Below are 18,222 nucleotides of genomic sequence, written 5' to 3'. Positions count from 1 at the left end.
CTTACAACAGAGAGGCGACGCTTTCACGTACCTGTGCCGGCCATACGCCACACTGAACCTGACCAATGTGTGGTAATTGCAGCAACAGCATGGTCAGACGCGACTGCCCAATTCCTCCACCAATCGTCTGTGGCATTTCACCGCGCAGCAGCGCCTGGTGCCATTCCAGACTCAGACGATCTTCATCTCCGGTCAGAGACAGCTGATGTTTCAGAGCGTCAGCATCCACACGGATCCCCATAGAAGACAGCTCAAACGCATCTTCCAGTACCGGGTTCCAGACCAGAATATCACCGTTCAGACCGGCGTGACCCAGCTCGGATGCTGAACTCCAGTCATCATAATCCGGCGCACGTACATCATGGCGGTGACCGTCACTGAGCTTGCCGCCGATCCCCACCAGGAATACCGCGCCCAGCTCTTTAGCGATCGCACGTTCACGACCTTTTGCGTCAAGACCAGGATAACGAGATAACAGTTCCTGGCTATGAACAAAGTGGATCTGCTCTGGCAGGAATGGTGCCAGACCAAACTCTTTGCTCACCGCAGCTTCGGTAGCCTTAATTCCCGCCCAGATAGCCTCTACCGTGCTTTTCAGAGTGGAGAATTGACGCTCGCCGTCGCCCATCACGCGCTCCCAGTCCCACTGGTCAACATACACTGAGTGCAGCGGGGAAAGGCGATCTTCATCAGGACGCAGGGCCTTCATATGCGTGTACAGCCCTTCGCCTGCGCTAAAGTCGTGTTGTCCTAATGTTTGACGCTTCCACTTCGCCAGTGAATGAACCACTTCGAATTGAGCGTCTGGCAATGCTTTAACCTTCACCTGCACCGCTTTTTCACAGCCCGACAAGTTATCTTGCGTGCCATCTCCTACGCGGCTGAGGATCGGAGCCTGAACTTCGATCAGACCTAAACGCTCTTCCAGCTGACGAGAAAAATGAGATTTTACGAAGCTAATTTGACGTTGTTTGGCAATGTAAGCGGTTTTCATTATGTGTACTCCTGTGTCCTGTTGCCTATGATTAAGCAACAGAATGTAGGTAATATTCAATAATCAACAAACAAAAAGCCGTCTTCGATTTTGATTCGTTAAAATTAACGTCTAAAATAGAGGGAATCATTAATCTACATAAGAAAAACCTATGGAAAATTATCAGATCGACAATCTGGACCGCGGCATTCTTGACGCCCTGATGGAAAATGCCCGAACGGCCTATGCCGAATTGGCCAAACAGTTCGGCGTTAGCCCGGGGACAATTCACGTTCGCGTAGAGAAGATGAAGCAGGCCGGGATTATTACCGGCGCGCGGATTGATGTTAGTCCCAAACAGTTAGGCTATGACGTCGGTTGCTTTATCGGCATCATCCTGAAAAGTGCGAAAGACTATCCGTCAGCGTTGGCCAGACTGGAAAGCCTCGATGAGGTGACCGAAGCGTATTACACCACCGGGCACTACAGCATCTTTATAAAGGTGATGTGCAAGTCGATCGACGCGTTACAGCAGGTACTTATCAACAAGATCCAAACAATTGATGAAATTCAGTCCACGGAGACCCTGATCGTCCTGCAAAACCCGATCATGCGTACCATCAAGCCATGATCGCTTTTTTTAATCCCCTATTTTTCCACAGGTAGATCCCAGCTCGCTCACAGCGTACAATACGCCCTCTTTATAAAGGTGGGCGATCATGGCAGAAATCACTCTTATCAGCGGCAGCACGCTTGGCAGTGCGGAATATGTAGCAGAGCATCTGGCTGAAAAACTGGACGACGCGGGTTTTTCCAGCGAAATACTGCATGGGCCAATGCTTGAAGAGGTCCCGACTGATGGGATCTGGCTGATTATTAGCTCCACGCACGGTGCGGGAGACATCCCTGACAACCTGCAGCCTTTATATGATGCCTTATGCGAGCAAAAACCGGACCTTTCACAAGTGCACTTTGGTGCAATCGGGATCGGCAGTCGTGAATATGACACCTTTTGCGGCGCAATCGACAAGCTGGAAGCCGAACTGAAAGCCTGCGGGGCAAAACAGATCGGCGAAACGCTCAGGATCAACGTACTGGAACATGAAATTCCGGAAGATCCGGCTGAAATTTGGCTGGGATCCTGGCATCCATTGCTCAGAGATTTGTAAAGATCGTACTTTTTTATGTGGATAACTCTGGTTAAAAGCTTGGATCAACCGGTAGTTATCCCAAGAACAACCGTTGTTCAGTTTTTGAGTTGTGTATAACCCTTCATTCTGCTCCCAGCTTATACGGGCCAGGATCACCGATCATTCACAGCTAATGATCCTCAACAACCTGTTGATCTTATTCAAAGGATCGCCCTTATCCACAGAAAGTTGCGATCCTAATAAGAGATCACAATAAAACAGATCTCTAAATAAAAAGATCTTCTTTTTAATACCCAGGATCCCAGGGCTTTCTCGATCGACTAAAGTTGAGTAGAATCCACGGCCCGGGCTTCAATCCACTTTCACACCGCGTTATGCGAGGCAATTACCATGTTTTATCAGGATCCTTTTGACGTCATCATCATTGGCGGGGGTCATGCAGGCACCGAGGCCGCAATGGCCGCGGCGCGAATGGGTCAACAGACTCTGCTTTTGACACACAATATCGACACTCTGGGACAGATGAGCTGCAACCCGGCGATCGGCGGTATTGGGAAGGGACACCTGGTAAAAGAAGTGGATGCGCTTGGTGGGTTGATGGCAAAAGCGATCGACCATGCAGGTATCCAGTTTAGGATACTAAACGCCAGCAAAGGGCCAGCCGTTCGTGCTACCCGAGCTCAGGCCGACCGTGTGCTCTATCGCCAGGCAGTACGCACCGCACTCGAGAATCAACCCAATCTGATGATCTTCCAACAGGCGGTTGAAGATCTGATTGTTGAAAACGATCGTGTTGTGGGTGCAGTGACCCAAATGGGACTGAAGTTCCGTGCCAAAGCGGTTGTGTTAACCGTAGGGACTTTTCTTGACGGCAAAATTCATATTGGTCTGGACAACTACAGCGGCGGCCGTGCTGGCGATCCGCCGTCTATCCCGCTGTCACGCCGTCTGCGTGAACTGCCGTTACGCGTCAGCCGCCTGAAAACCGGTACGCCGCCGCGTATCGATGCACGCACTATTGATTTCAGCGTGCTCGGCCAGCAAAACAGCGATAACCCGATGCCGGTCTTCTCATTCCTGGGCGATGCTTCTCAACATCCGCGTCAGATGCCGTGTTACATCACGCATACCAATGAGAGAACTCATGACGTGATCCGCAATAACCTCGATCGTAGCCCGATGTATGCAGGCGTGATCGAAGGTATCGGTCCGCGCTACTGCCCGTCGATCGAAGACAAAGTGATGCGCTTTGCCGATCGTAATCAGCATCAAATCTTCCTCGAGCCGGAAGGACTCACGTCTAACGAAATTTATCCGAATGGTATCTCCACCAGCTTGCCGTTCGATGTGCAGATGCAAATTGTCCGCTCCATGCAGGGAATGGAAAATGCCAGAATCGTCCGTCCTGGCTACGCGATTGAGTATGATTTCTTCGATCCGCGCGACCTGAAACCCACTCTGGAAAGCAAATTCATCCAGGGTCTTTTCTTTGCGGGCCAGATTAACGGAACTACCGGTTACGAAGAAGCTGCCGCGCAAGGGATGCTGGCGGGTCTGAACGCCGCACGCTTGTCTGCTGAGAAAGACGGCTGGGCGCCGCGTCGCGATCAGGCTTATCTTGGTGTACTGGTGGACGATCTGTGTACGCTTGGCACCAAAGAACCGTACCGCATGTTCACCTCACGCGCAGAATACCGTTTGATGCTGCGCGAAGATAACGCCGACCTGCGTCTGACCGAAATTGGTCGCGAACTGGGTCTGGTGGACGACGAGCGCTGGGCTCGTTTCAACGAGAAGCTGGAGCGTATTGAACAGGAACGTCAGCGTCTCAAATCAACCTGGGTAAATCCGTTAGCGGAATCTGCAGCAGAAGTGAATGCTCACCTGGCTACGCCTTTGTCACGTGAAGCCAGCGGTGAAGATCTTCTGCGCCGCCCGGATATGACCTATGCTCAGTTGACCTCTTTATCTGCGTTCGCACCAGCGCTCGACGATGCTCAGGCCGCGGAACAGGTTGAGATTCAGGTGAAATACGAAGGGTATATCGCCCGTCAGCAGGAAGAAATCGAAAGACAACAGCGTAATGAGAACACCCTGTTGCCTGCAACGCTGGATTATCGTCAGGTCTCAGGCTTGTCGAATGAAGTTATCGCCAAGCTGAACGATCACAAACCGGTATCGATCGGCCAGGCATCGCGTATTTCTGGCGTAACGCCTGCCGCCATTTCCATTCTGCTGGTATGGCTGAAGAAACAAGGTATGCTGCGCCGCAGCGCTTGATAACACTATTTTGGCGGCGGGCGCTTCGCCTGCCCGCCCTACAAATTTGTAGTCCCGATAAGCTATAGCGCATCGGGAAATTGATTATGAACAGGTAACGACCGTGCTCAACAAACTCTCTCGTCTGCTGGCTGATGCCGGTATTTCTCTTACCGATCACCAGAAAAATCAGCTGATTGCGTATGTCGATATGCTGCACAAATGGAACAAAGCGTACAACTTGACGTCGGTACGGGATCCCAACGAAATGCTGGTGCGCCATATTCTGGACAGTATTGTCGTCGCGCCGTATCTGAAGGGGGAGCGTTTTATTGACGTGGGTACGGGACCGGGCCTGCCGGGTATTCCTCTCTCTATCGTGCGCCCAGAAGCGCATTTCACACTGCTGGATAGTCTGGGAAAACGCGTCCGTTTCTTGCGTCAGGTGCAGCATGAGCTTGCGCTTACTAACATCACTCCTGTGCAAAGCCGAGTTGAAGAATTCCCTTCAGAGCCGCCGTTCGATGGGGTCATTAGCCGTGCGTTCGCGTCACTTACTGATATGGTGAGTTGGTGCCATCATTTGCCTGGCCTGGATGGGCGTTTTTATGCGCTAAAAGGGCAGTTGCCAGAAGATGAAATTGCTACGTTGCCTGCGGAATTCAGCGTCGAGTCGGTCGAAAAATTACGCGTTCCGCAACTGGATGGTGAACGTCATCTGGTGGTTATTAAGCCAAACAAAATTTAATTTTTATCAAAAAAAATAGAAAAAAAACGGCTATTCAGGTGTTAAAAGTCATAGGGAATAGTGTGGTTAAATGTCGTTACAATTCACTAGCGCCTTACGGTTTTGCATCATAACTATAACGTACCGTTTTTTGTTAAAAGCGAAACAAGTCAGCTGTGAAAATATCAGTCTGCTAAAAATAGAACGTAAGAACCACCCGTTGTGTTAATTTTTTATTATAAATGTCAATGTGTGGTTTTTTTGTTGTTAGCTGTTGTTTTTGAAATAGTGGCTATTTTTACGCTTAAATATCAAAAAGATGAAAAGGCATCATTTGCCACGTAAATAAATTATGCGAAGGTGAATATGTTCAATGTGTGATCTGGTGCACGCTTTGCCGCCAGTATTTACGCGGCATTTGCAGTTTTGCATGATCGTTCACAGTTTGCTTAAAAGTGATAAATGTGGGGTAGCGAAAAATATTTAAACATTTATTCACTTTTTAGCTACTTATTGTTTGAAATCACGAAGGCGCACCGTATAATTTGACCGCTTTTTGATGCTTGACTCTAAGCCATAAAGAACGTTTTATACGACACGCGGCATACCTCGAAGGGAGCAGGAGTAAAAACGTGATGTCTATGTCGCTCTTGAGTCGAAACGTTGCTCGTAAGCTTTTGCTCACACAGTTTCTGGCGGTAATAGCAAGTGGATTGCTGTTTAGCCTCAAAGACCCTTTCTGGGGCATCTCCGCATTGTGCGGTGGATTGGCAGTGTTACTGCCTAATGTGTTGTTTATGATATTTGCCTGGCGTCACCAGGCGCATACACCAGCTAAAGGCCGAGTAGCCTGGACGTTCGCCTTCGGCGAAGCCTTCAAGGTGTTAGCTATGCTGGTTTTGCTGGTGGTGGCGTTGGCTGTTTTGAAAGCGGTATTCATGCCGCTGATCGTTACGTGGGTTTTGGTGCTGGTGGTTCAGATACTGGCGCCGGCTGTAATTAACAACAAAGGGTAAAGGCATCATGGCTTCAGAAAATATGACGCCGCAGGATTACATAGGACACCATCTGAATAACCTTCAGTTGGACCTACGTACATTCTCGCTGGTGGATCCGCACAACCCCCCAGCCACCTTCTGGACGCTCAATATTGACTCCATTTTCTTCTCGGTGGTTCTGGGTCTTTTGTTCCTGCTTATGTTCCGTAGCGTAGCTAAAAAGGCGACCAGCGGCGTACCAGGTAAATTTCAGACCGCGATTGAGCTGGTAATCGGCTTTGTGCATGGTAGCGTGAAAGACATGTACCATGGCAAAAGCAAGCTGATTGCTCCGCTGGCCCTGACGATTTTCGTCTGGGTATTCCTGATGAACTTGATGGATTTGCTGCCTATCGACCTGCTGCCGTACATCGGTGAGCATATCTTTGGCCTGCCGGCTCTGCGTGTAGTTCCGTCTGCTGACGTGAACATCACCCTGTCGATGGCGCTGGGCGTATTTATCCTCATTCTGTTCTACAGCATCAAAATGAAAGGCATCGGCGGCTTCGCGAAAGAGTTGACGCTGCAGCCGTTCAATCACTGGGCGTTCATCCCTGTCAACTTAATCCTTGAAGGGGTAAGCCTGCTGTCCAAACCAATTTCTCTTGGTCTGCGACTGTTCGGCAACATGTATGCCGGTGAGCTGATTTTCATTCTGATTGCTGGTCTGTTGCCGTGGTGGTCACAGTGGATCCTGAATGTGCCATGGGCCATTTTCCACATACTGATTATCACGCTGCAAGCCTTCATATTTATGGTTCTGACGATTGTCTATCTGTCGATGGCATCTGAAGAGCATTAATTTACCAACACTACTACGTTTTAACTGAAACAAACTGGAGACTGTCATGGAAAACCTGAATATGGATCTGCTGTACATTGCTGCCGCTGTGATGATGGGTCTGGCGGCAATCGGTGCTGCGATCGGTATCGGCATCCTCGGGGGTAAATTCCTGGAAGGCGCAGCGCGTCAACCGGATCTGATTCCTCTGCTGCGTACTCAGTTCTTTATCGTTATGGGTCTGGTGGATGCAATCCCAATGATCGCTGTAGGTCTGGGTCTGTACGTGATGTTTGCTGTCGCGTAGTAAGCGTTGCTTGAATTAAGAGCAATATCAGAACGTTAACTAGATAGAGGCATTGTGCTGTGAATCTTAACGCAACAATCCTCGGCCAGGCCATCGCGTTTGTCCTGTTCGTTCTGTTCTGCATGAAGTACGTATGGCCGCCTTTAATGGCTGCCATCGAAAAACGTCAAAAAGAAATTGCTGACGGCCTTGCTTCTGCAGAACGAGCACATAAGGATCTTGACCTTGCAAAGGCCAGCGCGACCGACCAGCTGAAAAAAGCGAAGGCGGAAGCTCAGGTAATCATCGAGCAGGCGAACAAACGCCGTGCTCAGATCCTGGACGAAGCTAAAACTGAAGCAGAGCAGGAACGTACTAAAATCGTGGCACAGGCGCAGGCGGAAATTGACGCCGAGCGTAAACGTGCTCGCGAAGAACTGCGTAAGCAAGTTGCTATCCTGGCTGTTGCTGGCGCCGAGAAGATCATCGAACGTTCCGTGGATGAAGCTGCTAATAGCGACATCGTGGACAAACTTGTCGCTGAACTGTAAGGAGGGAGGGGCTGATGTCTGAATTTATTACGGTAGCTCGCCCCTACGCCAAAGCAGCTTTTGACTTTGCCGTTGAGCACCAAAGCGTTGACCGTTGGCAGGATATGCTGACGTTTGCCGCTGAGGTGACGAAAAACGAACAAATGGCAGAGCTTCTCTCTGGCGCGCTGGCGCCGGAAACGCTCGCTGAGTCGTTTATCGCCGTGTGCGGTGAGCAGCTGGACGAAAGCGGCCAAAACCTGATTAGGGTAATGGCTGAAAATAACCGTCTGAATGCGCTCCCGGATGTTCTTGAGCAGTTTATTCATCTGCGTGCAGCCAGTGAGGCTATCTCTGAGGTAGAAGTCACTTCTGCCAATGCACTGAGTGATGAACAGCTTACGAAGATTAGTGCAGCGATGGAAAAACGTCTGTCACGCAAAGTTAAGCTGAATTGCAAAATCGATAAGTCTGTAATGGCAGGCGTAATCATCCGAGCGGGTGATATGGTCATTGATGGCAGCGTACGCGGCCGTCTTGAGCGCCTTGCAGACGTCTTGCAGTCTTAAGGGGACTGGAGCATGCAACTGAATTCCACCGAAATCAGCGAACTGATCAAGCAGCGCATTGCTCAGTTCAATGTTGTGAGCGAAGCTCACAACGAAGGTACTATTGTTTCTGTAAGTGACGGTGTTATCCGCATTCACGGCCTGGCCGATTGTATGCAGGGTGAGATGATTTCCCTGCCGGGTAACCGTTACGCTATCGCACTGAACCTGGAGCGCGACTCCGTAGGTGCCGTTGTGATGGGTCCATACGCTGACCTCGCCGAAGGCATGAAGGTTAAGTGTACGGGTCGTATTCTGGAAGTTCCGGTTGGCCGTGGCCTGCTGGGTCGTGTGGTGAACACTCTGGGTTCCCCAATTGACGGTAAAGGTCCGGTTGATAACGATGGCTTCTCGCCAATCGAAGTTATCGCACCAGGCGTAATCGAACGTCAGTCCGTCGACCAGCCAGTACAGACAGGTTATAAATCTGTTGATGCCATGATCCCAATCGGTCGTGGCCAGCGTGAGCTGATCATCGGTGACCGTCAGACAGGTAAAACCGCGATGGCAATCGACGCCATCATCAACCAGCGTGATTCCGGTATCAAATGTGTGTACGTGGCTATCGGCCAGAAAGCGTCCACCATTTCTAACGTGGTTCGTAAACTGGAAGAACACGGCGCACTGTCCAACACCATCGTTGTTGTGGCGACCGCGTCTGAATCTGCTGCTCTGCAATACCTGGCGCCATATGCCGGTTGCGCAATGGGCGAATACTTCCGTGACCGCGGTGAAGACGCGCTGATCGTTTACGATGACCTGTCTAAACAGGCTGTTGCTTACCGTCAGGTTTCCCTGCTGCTCCGTCGTCCACCTGGACGTGAAGCATTCCCGGGCGACGTATTTTACCTCCACTCCCGTCTGCTGGAGCGCGCATCCCGCGTAAACGCGGAATACGTTGAGAAGTTCACCAATGGTGAAGTTAAAGGTAAAACCGGCTCCCTGACCGCTCTGCCGATTATCGAAACCCAGGCGGGTGACGTTTCTGCGTTCGTTCCGACCAACGTAATTTCCATTACAGATGGTCAGATCTTCCTGGAAACCAACCTGTTCAACTCCGGTATTCGTCCGGCAGTTAACCCGGGTATCTCCGTATCTCGTGTAGGTGGCGCAGCGCAGACCAAGATCATCAAGAAACTGTCCGGTGGTATTCGTACCGCACTGGCGCAGTATCGTGAACTGGCAGCGTTTTCTCAGTTCGCTTCCGACCTGGATGAAGCTACTCGTAAGCAGCTGAGCCACGGTCAGAAAGTAACTGAACTGCTGAAGCAGAAACAGTATGCCCCAATGTCTGTAGCACAGCAGGGTGTGGTGCTGTTTGCGGCTGAACGCGGTTACCTCGAAGATGTGGAACTGGCGAAAATCGGTAGCTTTGAAGCCGCTCTGCTGGCTTACGTTGACCGTGACCACGCTCCGCTGATGCAAGAGATCAACCAGTCCGGTGGCTATAACGATGAAATCGAAGGCAAGCTGAAAGCTATCCTCGATTCCTTCAAGGCAACCCAGTCCTGGTAACGTCTGGCGGTCTGCTTTAGGGCGGACCGCAAGGCATTGAGGAGAAGCTCATGGCCGGCGCAAAAGAGATACGTAGTAAGATCGCAAGCGTCCAGAACACGCAGAAGATCACTAAAGCGATGGAGATGGTCGCCGCTTCCAAAATGCGTAAATCGCAGGATCGCATGGCGGCCAGCCGTCCTTATGCAGAGACCATGCGCAAAGTGATTGGTCACCTTGCGAATGGTAATCTGGAATATAAGCACCCTTACCTGGAAGAACGCGACGTTAAGCGCGTGGGCTACCTGGTGGTGTCGACCGACCGTGGTCTGTGCGGTGGCTTGAACATTAACCTGTTCAAAAAGCTGCTGGCGGATATGAAAGCATGGTCCGATAAAGGCGTTCAGTGCGATATCGCAATGATCGGCTCTAAGGGCGTGTCTTTCTTTAACTCCGTTGGCGGTAATGTGATTGCTCAGGTAACCGGTATGGGGGATAACCCTTCCCTGTCCGAACTGATCGGTCCGGTTAAAGTGATGCTGCAGGCCTACGATGAAGGTCGTCTGGACAGACTGTACGTTGTCAGCAACAAATTTATTAACACCATGTCTCAGACGCCAACCATCACCCAACTGCTGCCTCTGCCGGCATCAGATGATGATGAATTGAAGCGTAAATCCTGGGATTACCTGTATGAGCCAGACCCGAAAGCGCTGCTGGATACCCTGCTGCGTCGTTATGTCGAGTCTCAGGTTTATCAGGGCGTGGTAGAAAACCTGGCCAGCGAGCAGGCCGCACGTATGGTGGCGATGAAAGCCGCGACCGACAATGGCGGCAGCCTGATTAAAGAGCTGCAGTTGGTATACAACAAAGCTCGTCAGGCCAGCATTACTCAGGAACTCACCGAAATCGTCGGTGGTGCATCCGCGGTATAACCAGGTTAATTCGTAGAGGATTCAAGATGGCTACTGGAAAAATTGTCCAGGTAATCGGCGCCGTGGTTGACGTCGAATTCCCTCAGGATGCCGTACCGCGCGTGTACGATGCTCTTGAGGTTATGAATGGTAAAGAGAGCCTGGTGCTGGAAGTTCAGCAGCAGCTCGGCGGCGGTATCGTACGTACCATCGCCATGGGTTCTTCCGACGGTCTGCGTCGTGGTCTGGAAGTCAAAGATCTCGAGCACCCGATCGAAGTCCCGGTAGGTAAAGCAACTCTGGGTCGTATCATGAACGTCCTGGGTCACCCGATCGACATGAAAGGCGATATCGGTGAAGAAGAGCGTTGGGCTATCCACCGCGCGGCACCTTCCTATGAAGAGCTGTCCAGCTCTCAGGAACTGCTGGAAACCGGCATTAAAGTTATCGACCTGATGTGTCCGTTCGCTAAGGGCGGTAAAGTTGGTCTGTTCGGTGGTGCGGGTGTAGGTAAAACCGTAAACATGATGGAGCTGATCCGTAACATCGCGATCGAACACTCCGGTTACTCCGTGTTTGCGGGCGTGGGTGAACGTACTCGTGAGGGTAACGACTTCTACCACGAAATGACCGACTCCAACGTTCTGGACAAAGTATCCCTGGTATATGGCCAGATGAACGAGCCGCCGGGAAACCGTCTGCGCGTTGCTCTGACCGGTCTGACCATGGCAGAGAAGTTCCGTGACGAAGGTCGTGACGTTCTGCTGTTCGTTGATAACATCTATCGTTACACCCTGGCCGGTACAGAAGTATCCGCACTGCTGGGTCGTATGCCATCAGCGGTAGGCTACCAGCCGACCCTGGCGGAAGAGATGGGTGTTCTTCAGGAACGTATCACCTCTACCAAAACCGGTTCTATCACCTCCGTTCAGGCGGTATACGTACCTGCGGATGACTTGACTGACCCATCCCCAGCAACCACCTTTGCTCACTTAGATGCAACCGTGGTACTGAGCCGTCAGATCGCATCTCTGGGTATCTACCCGGCAGTTGACCCGCTGGACTCCACCAGCCGTCAGCTGGATCCGCTGGTTGTTGGTCAGGAACACTACGACACCGCGCGTGGCGTACAGTCTCTGCTGCAGCGTTATCAGGAACTGAAAGACATCATCGCCATCCTGGGTATGGATGAACTGTCTGAAGAAGACAAACTGGTGGTAGCACGCGCACGTAAAATTCAGCGCTTCCTGTCCCAGCCGTTCTTCGTTGCGGAAGTATTCACCGGTTCTCCGGGTAAATACGTATCCCTGAAAGACACCATCCGTGGCTTTAAAGGCATCATGGAAGGCGAATACGACCACCTGCCAGAGCAGGCGTTCTACATGGTTGGTTCTATCGACGAAGCCGTGGAAAAAGCCAAAAAACTTTAACGCCTTAATCGGAGGGTGATATGGCAATGACTTACCACCTGGACGTCGTCAGCGCAGAGCAGCAAATGTTCTCTGGTCTGGTCGAAAAAATCCAGGTAACGGGTAGTGAAGGTGAACTGGGTATTTTCCCGGGTCACGCACCGCTGCTCACCGCCATTAAGCCTGGTATGATCCGCATCGTTAAACAGTTCGGTCATGAAGAGTTTATCTATCTGTCTGGCGGCATTCTCGAAGTGCAGCCTGGCAGCGTGACCGTTCTGGCTGATACCGCGATTCGCGGACAGGATCTCGATGAAGCGAGAGCCCTGGAAGCGAAGCGTAAGGCTGAAGAGCACATCAAGAGCTCTCATGGTGACGTGGATTACGCTCAGGCATCTGCGGAACTGGCCAAAGCGATCGCGAAACTGCGCGTTATCGAGTTGACCAAAAAAGCGATGTAACACCGGCTTGAAAAGCACAAAAGCCAGTCTGGTTGCCAGGCTGGCTTTTTTTATGGTTTTGTTTCAGTGAAAGTGGAACTAAAAAGCTGTTTTATTATTTTGTGATTTGTGTCACAAAAATATTGATCGGTTAAAAAATGAGGCGTAGACTCTTTTTTGTGTGATGTGTGTCACATAATTAACTCAGATAAAAACAGGATAGAAACATGAAACTGATTAATAAAATCATCGCCCTTTTCAGCAGCATGGAAGTTTAGTCTTCCCGACCTGCTCTGTGGCGCGATGCTTCATACGGTTATCAGCACGCGCCAGCTGTTATTAAATCCCCCTCCTCCGCTTTATCGTTTGTCCTCTTCCCTTTTAAAACTCTATTTTCCCTGTCTGTTTTTTCTGCTTCTCGCTGAATCACATTAATAAAATTATACTTTTCTTTTGTAACTCTTTATTCATGCAGTAAAAAAATAGCAAAAACATTAACCTAGGCTTTAATAAGAGCAGCCTCCTGGTTTTTGGGAGACAAAAGACGCCGAAATAGACGAAAATAGAGAGTTATCAGAGGGGAAATTTCCCCGATTGAACGTTTTATCTTCGGTCCATTTCACGATGAAAAAAATGTAGTATTTTCAATGTGAAACGGTATAAATTCGTTCTCAAATTACAGTCAGGACGTGTATGTTGAATAATGCTATGAGCGTCGTGATCCTTGCCGCAGGCAAAGGCACGCGTATGTATTCCGATCTCCCTAAAGTGCTGCATACCCTCGCAGGAAAGCCGATGGTTCAGCATGTCATTGATGCCGCTAATGAATTAGGTGCGACTCACGTACATCTGGTCTACGGGCACGGTGGTGATTTGCTTAAGCAGACGCTGAAAGATGGCAATCTAAACTGGATTCTGCAGGCAGAGCAGTTGGGGACCGGCCATGCAATGCAGCAGGCAGCGCCATTCTTTGGTGATGACGAAGACATTTTAATGCTCTATGGCGATGTGCCGCTGATCTCTACCGATACCTTACGTAGCCTGCGTGATGCTAAACCGCAGGGCGGCATCGGCCTGTTAACGGTAAAACTGGATGATCCATCCGGCTATGGGCGTATTACGCGTGAGAACGGTAACGTCACCGGTATCGTCGAGCATAAAGATGCAACTGACGAGCAGCGCCAAATCCAGGAAATCAACACTGGTATTCTGATTGCCAATGGCGCGGATATGAAGCGCTGGCTGTCCAAACTCACCAATAACAACGCGCAGGGTGAATACTACATCACCGATATCATTGCGATGGCGTATCAGGAAGGACGCGAAATTGCTGCGGTACATCCGGCACGTATTAGCGAAACAGAAGGGGTGAATAACCGTCTTCAGTTATCCCGTCTGGAGCGTGTTTATCAGTCTGAGCAAGCAGAGAAACTGTTGCTGGCGGGCGTGATGCTGCGCGATCCTGCACGTTTTGATCTTCGCGGTACGCTTATTCACGGGCGCGATGTTGAAATTGATACTAACGTTATCATTGAAGGTAACGTAACCGTTGGTGATCGCGTCAAGATTGGTGCTGGCTGTATCATCAAAAACAGCGTGATTGGTGAAGGTTGTGAGCTTAGCCCATACAGTGTGGTGGAAGATGCCCATCTGGAAGCCGCTTGCACCATCGGTCCATTCGCGCGTCTGCGCCCGGGTGCTGAGCTGCAGGAAGGCGCGCACGTGGGTAACTTCGTCGAAATGAAAAAAGCGCGTTTGGGTAAAGGTTCTAAAGCTGGTCATCTGACCTATCTGGGCGATGCGGAAATTGGCGATAACGTGAATATCGGCGCGGGTACGATTACCTGCAACTACGATGGTGCCAATAAGTTTAAAACCATTATTGGTGATGATGTGTTTGTGGGTTCTGATACCCAGTTGGTGGCGCCTGTCACCGTGGGTAAAGGTGCCACCATCGCTGCTGGCACTACCGTAACGCGTAATGTCGCCGATAACGAACTGGTATTAAGCCGTGTACCTCAGGTCCATAAACAGGGCTGGCAGCGTCCGGTGAAGAAGAAGTAATTTTTTGCCGGATGGCGGCTTTGCCTTATCCGTCCTACGTGCGGTGACGTTCTGTAGGCCTGATAAGCGTAAGCGCCATCAGGCAGACAAGAGATGAGGGGATAACATAATCCTCCGCTCAACAAGCAGTACCATAAAAATAACCCCACTCTCTACAAGGCTCGGGGCGCCCGGAAAGGGCAAATACAGGTCAGCGACAACGACAGGCAAATGCCTAAATTCGGAATCAAAAAATATGTGTGGAATTGTTGGCGCTATCGCGCAGCGTGATGTAGCTGAAATCCTTCTCGAAGGTTTACGTCGTCTGGAATATCGTGGTTATGACTCTGCTGGTCTGGCCGTTGTCGATGCTGAAGGCAACATGACCCGTCTGCGTCGTCTGGGTAAAGTGCAGATGCTGACTGCTGCTGCGGAAGAACATCCGCTGCATGGTGGTACAGGTATCGCTCATACCCGTTGGGCGACACACGGTGAACCTTCAGAAGCGAACGCGCATCCCCATGTTTCTGAACACATTATTGTGGTGCATAACGGCATCATTGAAAACCATGAACCTCTGCGTGAACTACTGAAAACCCGTGGTTACACCTTTGTTTCTGAAACCGACACCGAAGTGATTGCTCACCTGGTGCATTGGGAACTGGAACAGGGTGGTACGCTGCGTGAAGCCGTACTGCGTACTATTCCACAGTTGCGCGGTGCCTATGGCACGGTGATCATGGATACCCGTAACCCGGAAACTCTGCTGGCGGCCCGTTCAGGTAGCCCGCTGGTGATTGGTCTGGGGATGGGGGAAAACTTTATCGCTTCCGATCAGCTGGCGTTGCTGCCGGTAACCCGTCGCTTTATCTTCCTGGAAGAAGGTGACATCGCAGAAGTGACCCGTCGTTCGGTCTCTATTTTCGACAAGTCTGGCGCACAAGTGAAGCGTCAGGATATCGAATCGAATCTGCAGTATGACGCGGGCGAAAAAGGTATTTATCGCCACTACATGCAGAAAGAGATCTACGAACAGCCGAACGCAATTAAAAATACGCTGACCGGGCGCATTAGTCACGGTGAAGTGGATTTAAGCGAGCTGGGTTCACGTGCCAACGAGTTGCTGTCTCAGGTTGAGCATATCCAGATTATCGCCTGCGGTACGTCCTACAACTCCGGCATGGTGTCCCGCTACTGGTTTGAATCGCTGGCTGGTATTCCTTGTGATGTCGAAATCGCTTCCGAGTTCCGCTATCGCAAATCCGCCGTGCGTCGTAACAGTCTGATGATTACCCTTTCCCAGTCCGGTGAAACGGCGGATACCCTGGCGGGTCTGCGCTTATCTAAAGAGCTGGGCTATCTGGGCTCGCTGGCTATTTGTAACGTACCGGGATCTTCTCTGGTGCGCGAATCCGACCTGGCGATGATGACCAATGCCGGTACCGAAATCGGTGTGGCCTCCACGAAAGCATTTACCACCCAACTGACCGTTCTGTTGATGCTGGTGGCGAAACTGTCTCGTCTGAAAGGTCTGGATGCGTCTATCGAGCAGGAGATCGTTCATGGTCTGCAGGCACTGCCGAGCCGTATTGAGCAGATGCTGTCTCAGGACAAACGCATTGCCGCTCTGGCGGAAGGTTTCTCAGACAAACACCATGCGCTGTTCCTGGGCCGTGGCGATCAGTACCCGATTGCGCTGGAAGGCGCGCTGAAGCTGAAAGAGATCTCTTATATTCACGCTGAAGCTTATGCTGCAGGCGAACTGAAACACGGTCCGCTGGCGCTGATTGATGCCGATATGCCGGTTATCGTAGTTGCACCGAACAACGAACTGTTGGAAAAACTGAAATCCAACATTGAAGAAGTTCGCGCTCGTGGCGGTCAGTTGTACGTCTTTGCGGACCAGGATGCTGGCTTTACCAGCAGCGAAAACATGCACATCATTGAGATGCCGCATGTGGAAGAGGTGATTGCACCGATCTTCTACACCGTTCCGTTGCAACTGCTGGCGTATCACGTGGCGCTGATTAAAGGCACCGACGTGGACCAGCCGCGTAACCTGGCAAAGTCGGTTACCGTAGAGTAATCCGCACTTAACTGAACTGAAAATGCCCTGCTGTAAGTGGACTGCACCCCAAAAGTTGGACACCCAACTGACTAAGGTGCAGTTTTTTATGGCAAAGCCAAAATATTCCCTCGAAACCAGATTAGCTGTAGTTAATCATTACCTTGCCGGACTCGATGGCACACATCGTACCGCTGAACGTTTTGGTGTTGAAAGAACATCGGTGCGACGCTGGGTAAGAGCCTGGCAACTTCACGGTATTGATGGTATTACCTGGAAAAATGACCGCCATTCACCGTCGTTCCGTATTGCTGTAGTCCGGACTGTACTCGCTGAAGAACTTTCCATGCGCGAGGCCGCCGCACGGTTTAATATCTCAACCGAAACCGTTGTCCGGCACTGGGTTAATGTTTACCAGGATGCTGGTGAGAAAGGACTTCTGAGGATAAAACAGGGCCGGAGCAAGGACATGAAAAAACCTAAAAAATCATCTCCACTTACCGATGCTGCACTGGAAACGTTATCGCCCGAAGAACTACGGGCTGAACTCCGTTACCTGCGTGCAGAGAATGCCTACCTAAAAAAGCTGAAGGCCTTAGTTCAAAGCGAGAAAAACGGCAAAAAGCCGCAATAATCAGTGAGCTAAGGCTGGAGTATGCGCTCAGTGATCTTCTGCGTGCCGCGGGTATGTCCCGCAGCACGTGGTATCACAATATGAACGCGCTAAAGCGCATGGACAGGCATGCCGGACTGAAAGATAAAATAAGAGAGATTTACCACTATCACAAAGGACGTTATGGCTACCGCAGGATCACGCTCTCGCTGAAAAAACAGGGGCTGCTGGTGAACCATAAAACAGTGCAACGACTGATGGCAGAGCTGTCGCTCCGGTCCCTGATAAGGGTGAAGAAATATCGTTCCTGGAAAGGCGAAACTGGCAGGGCAGCGCCCAATATACTGAACCGGAACTTCGGCGCGTCAAAAGCCAACGAAAAATGGGTGACAGATGTTACTGAGTTCTCGGTACAGGGTAAAAAGCTGTACCTGTCACCGGTTCTTGACCTGTTTAACCGGGAGATTATCTCCTACAGCCTGTCGGAAAGGCCGGTGATGGAGATGGTTAATACGATGCTGCACGATGCGTTCCTGAAGCTCAGCCCGGAAGATAGCACGCTGCTGCACTCGGATCAGGGTTGGCAATATCGAATGGAAGGTTATCAGGCCAGGTTAAAGGCGAAGGGCATGACGCAGAGTATGTCGCGTAAAGGTAACTGTCTGGACAATGCGGTGATGGAGAACTTCTTCGGGACGCTGAAATCGGAATGTTTTTATCTGAGTCAGTTCAGCAGTGTCAGCGAACTAAGGAAAGCGATAGAGAGCTATATCCATTACTACAACAACGAACGAATAAGCCTGAAATTAAAAGGCCTGAGTCCGGTAGAATACCGAACCCAGGCTCTGAAAGCCGCTTAACATGAACTGTCCAACTTTATGGGGTCAGTCCA

Annotated in this window: 17 protein-coding genes; 16 read left to right on the top strand and 1 reads right to left on the bottom strand. The window is 50.7% G+C overall.

The features are described 5' to 3' along the window. Position 1 precedes the first annotated feature (1 nt). The gene (gene asnA, locus OGV65_RS12325; protein WP_016155087.1) at positions 2-994 is read right to left on the bottom strand and encodes an aspartate--ammonia ligase; all 993 of its coding nucleotides are present in this window, start codon (positions 992-994) and stop codon (positions 2-4) included. A gap of 151 nt (positions 995-1,145) precedes the next feature. On the opposite strand from asnA, the gene asnC reads away from it, so the two are divergent. The 16 genes from asnC to OGV65_RS12245 all read left to right on the top strand — a co-directional run bounded on the left by asnC (position 1,146) and on the right by OGV65_RS12245 (position 18,190). Further along, entirely contained in the window at positions 1,146-1,604 is a 459-nt protein-coding gene (asnC, locus tag OGV65_RS12320; protein ID WP_003023780.1) for a transcriptional regulator AsnC, read from the top strand. An 88-nt stretch (positions 1,605-1,692) separates the two neighbouring features. Further along, positions 1,693-2,142 carry an FMN-binding protein MioC gene (gene mioC, locus OGV65_RS12315; RefSeq protein ID WP_016155086.1) on the top strand — a complete coding sequence of 150 codons (450 nt, stop codon included), beginning with the start codon at positions 1,693-1,695 and terminating at the stop codon, positions 2,140-2,142. A gap of 372 nt (positions 2,143-2,514) precedes the next feature. Then, a complete protein-coding gene (gene mnmG, locus OGV65_RS12310; RefSeq protein WP_016155085.1) occupies positions 2,515-4,404 on the top strand; it encodes a tRNA uridine-5-carboxymethylaminomethyl(34) synthesis enzyme MnmG in 1,890 nt (629 codons plus the stop codon). 103 nt (positions 4,405-4,507) lie between these two features. Further along, positions 4,508-5,131 carry a 16S rRNA (guanine(527)-N(7))-methyltransferase RsmG gene (gene rsmG / locus OGV65_RS12305; protein ID WP_049282857.1) on the top strand — a complete coding sequence of 208 codons (624 nt, stop codon included), beginning with the start codon at positions 4,508-4,510 and terminating at the stop codon, positions 5,129-5,131. A gap of 614 nt (positions 5,132-5,745) precedes the next feature. Then, positions 5,746-6,126: a F0F1 ATP synthase subunit I gene (gene atpI / locus OGV65_RS12300; RefSeq protein ID WP_003023790.1), complete on the top strand. Its 381-nt coding sequence runs from the start codon at positions 5,746-5,748 to the stop codon at positions 6,124-6,126. Between the two features lie 7 nt (positions 6,127-6,133). Next, entirely contained in the window at positions 6,134-6,949 is an 816-nt protein-coding gene (gene atpB, locus OGV65_RS12295; RefSeq protein WP_003023792.1) for a F0F1 ATP synthase subunit A, read from the top strand. Positions 6,950-6,995: 46 nt separating this feature from the next. Then, positions 6,996-7,235 (top strand): F0F1 ATP synthase subunit C, encoded by a 240-nt coding sequence (atpE, locus tag OGV65_RS12290; protein WP_003023794.1) that lies wholly within the window; start codon positions 6,996-6,998, stop codon positions 7,233-7,235. Positions 7,236-7,294: 59 nt separating this feature from the next. Continuing rightward, complete coding sequence (atpF, locus tag OGV65_RS12285; RefSeq protein WP_003827022.1) at positions 7,295-7,765, top strand: F0F1 ATP synthase subunit B; 471 nt, start codon at positions 7,295-7,297, stop codon at positions 7,763-7,765. Positions 7,766-7,779: 14 nt separating this feature from the next. Further along, complete coding sequence (gene atpH, locus OGV65_RS12280) at positions 7,780-8,313, top strand: F0F1 ATP synthase subunit delta (protein ID WP_006687767.1); 534 nt, start codon at positions 7,780-7,782, stop codon at positions 8,311-8,313. Positions 8,314-8,325: 12 nt separating this feature from the next. Then, a complete protein-coding gene (gene atpA / locus OGV65_RS12275) occupies positions 8,326-9,867 on the top strand; it encodes a F0F1 ATP synthase subunit alpha (protein ID WP_003023802.1) in 1,542 nt (513 codons plus the stop codon). Positions 9,868-9,917: 50 nt separating this feature from the next. Next, positions 9,918-10,781 (top strand): F0F1 ATP synthase subunit gamma, encoded by an 864-nt coding sequence (gene atpG, locus OGV65_RS12270; protein WP_016155083.1) that lies wholly within the window; start codon positions 9,918-9,920, stop codon positions 10,779-10,781. Positions 10,782-10,807: 26 nt separating this feature from the next. After that, on the top strand, positions 10,808-12,190 hold the full coding sequence (gene atpD, locus OGV65_RS12265; RefSeq protein WP_003023806.1) for a F0F1 ATP synthase subunit beta: 1,383 nt from the start codon (positions 10,808-10,810) through the stop codon (positions 12,188-12,190). A gap of 20 nt (positions 12,191-12,210) precedes the next feature. Continuing rightward, complete coding sequence (locus tag OGV65_RS12260) at positions 12,211-12,630, top strand: F0F1 ATP synthase subunit epsilon (RefSeq protein WP_003023809.1); 420 nt, start codon at positions 12,211-12,213, stop codon at positions 12,628-12,630. A 672-nt stretch (positions 12,631-13,302) separates the two neighbouring features. Beyond that, positions 13,303-14,673: a bifunctional UDP-N-acetylglucosamine diphosphorylase/glucosamine-1-phosphate N-acetyltransferase GlmU gene (gene glmU / locus OGV65_RS12255; protein ID WP_019077996.1), complete on the top strand. Its 1,371-nt coding sequence runs from the start codon at positions 13,303-13,305 to the stop codon at positions 14,671-14,673. A gap of 235 nt (positions 14,674-14,908) precedes the next feature. Beyond that, on the top strand, positions 14,909-16,738 hold the full coding sequence (gene glmS, locus OGV65_RS12250; protein ID WP_049282853.1) for a glutamine--fructose-6-phosphate transaminase (isomerizing): 1,830 nt from the start codon (positions 14,909-14,911) through the stop codon (positions 16,736-16,738). An 88-nt stretch (positions 16,739-16,826) separates the two neighbouring features. Further along, positions 16,827-18,190, top strand: a protein-coding gene (locus OGV65_RS12245; RefSeq protein ID WP_155849795.1) for an IS3 family transposase whose coding sequence is annotated in 2 segments (ribosomal slippage) — positions 16,827-17,304 and positions 17,304-18,190 — 1,365 coding nt in all. Because the reading frame shifts where the segments join, the coding sequence is not laid out codon by codon here. The last annotated feature ends 32 nt before the right edge of the window (positions 18,191-18,222 follow it).

The sequence above is a fragment of the Citrobacter sp. Cb004 genome (assembly GCF_030337065.1).
Classification (GTDB): Bacteria; Pseudomonadota; Gammaproteobacteria; order Enterobacterales; family Enterobacteriaceae; genus Citrobacter; species Citrobacter braakii.
Note: the sequence above shows the minus strand (reverse complement) of the source record. Positions and strands in the feature narration are given on the sequence as shown.

Excerpts from the sequence above, each read along its gene's own strand:
- asnA (WP_016155087.1), bottom strand. The coding sequence starts at position 994 with ATGAAAACCGCTTACATTGCCAAACAACGTCAAATTAGCTTCGTAAAA.
- asnC (WP_003023780.1), top strand. The coding sequence starts at position 1,146 with ATGGAAAATTATCAGATCGACAATCTGGACCGCGGCATTCTTGACGCC.
- mioC (WP_016155086.1), top strand. The coding sequence starts at position 1,693 with ATGGCAGAAATCACTCTTATCAGCGGCAGCACGCTTGGCAGTGCGGAA.
- mnmG (WP_016155085.1), top strand. The coding sequence starts at position 2,515 with ATGTTTTATCAGGATCCTTTTGACGTCATCATCATTGGCGGGGGTCAT.
- atpI (WP_003023790.1), top strand. The coding sequence starts at position 5,746 with ATGTCTATGTCGCTCTTGAGTCGAAACGTTGCTCGTAAGCTTTTGCTC.
- atpB (WP_003023792.1), top strand. The coding sequence starts at position 6,134 with ATGGCTTCAGAAAATATGACGCCGCAGGATTACATAGGACACCATCTG.
- atpE (WP_003023794.1), top strand. The coding sequence starts at position 6,996 with ATGGAAAACCTGAATATGGATCTGCTGTACATTGCTGCCGCTGTGATG.
- atpH (WP_006687767.1), top strand. The coding sequence starts at position 7,780 with ATGTCTGAATTTATTACGGTAGCTCGCCCCTACGCCAAAGCAGCTTTT.
- atpA (WP_003023802.1), top strand. The coding sequence starts at position 8,326 with ATGCAACTGAATTCCACCGAAATCAGCGAACTGATCAAGCAGCGCATT.
- atpG (WP_016155083.1), top strand. The coding sequence starts at position 9,918 with ATGGCCGGCGCAAAAGAGATACGTAGTAAGATCGCAAGCGTCCAGAAC.
- atpD (WP_003023806.1), top strand. The coding sequence starts at position 10,808 with ATGGCTACTGGAAAAATTGTCCAGGTAATCGGCGCCGTGGTTGACGTC.
- OGV65_RS12260 (WP_003023809.1), top strand. The coding sequence starts at position 12,211 with ATGGCAATGACTTACCACCTGGACGTCGTCAGCGCAGAGCAGCAAATG.
- glmU (WP_019077996.1), top strand. The coding sequence starts at position 13,303 with ATGTTGAATAATGCTATGAGCGTCGTGATCCTTGCCGCAGGCAAAGGC.
- glmS (WP_049282853.1), top strand. The coding sequence starts at position 14,909 with ATGTGTGGAATTGTTGGCGCTATCGCGCAGCGTGATGTAGCTGAAATC.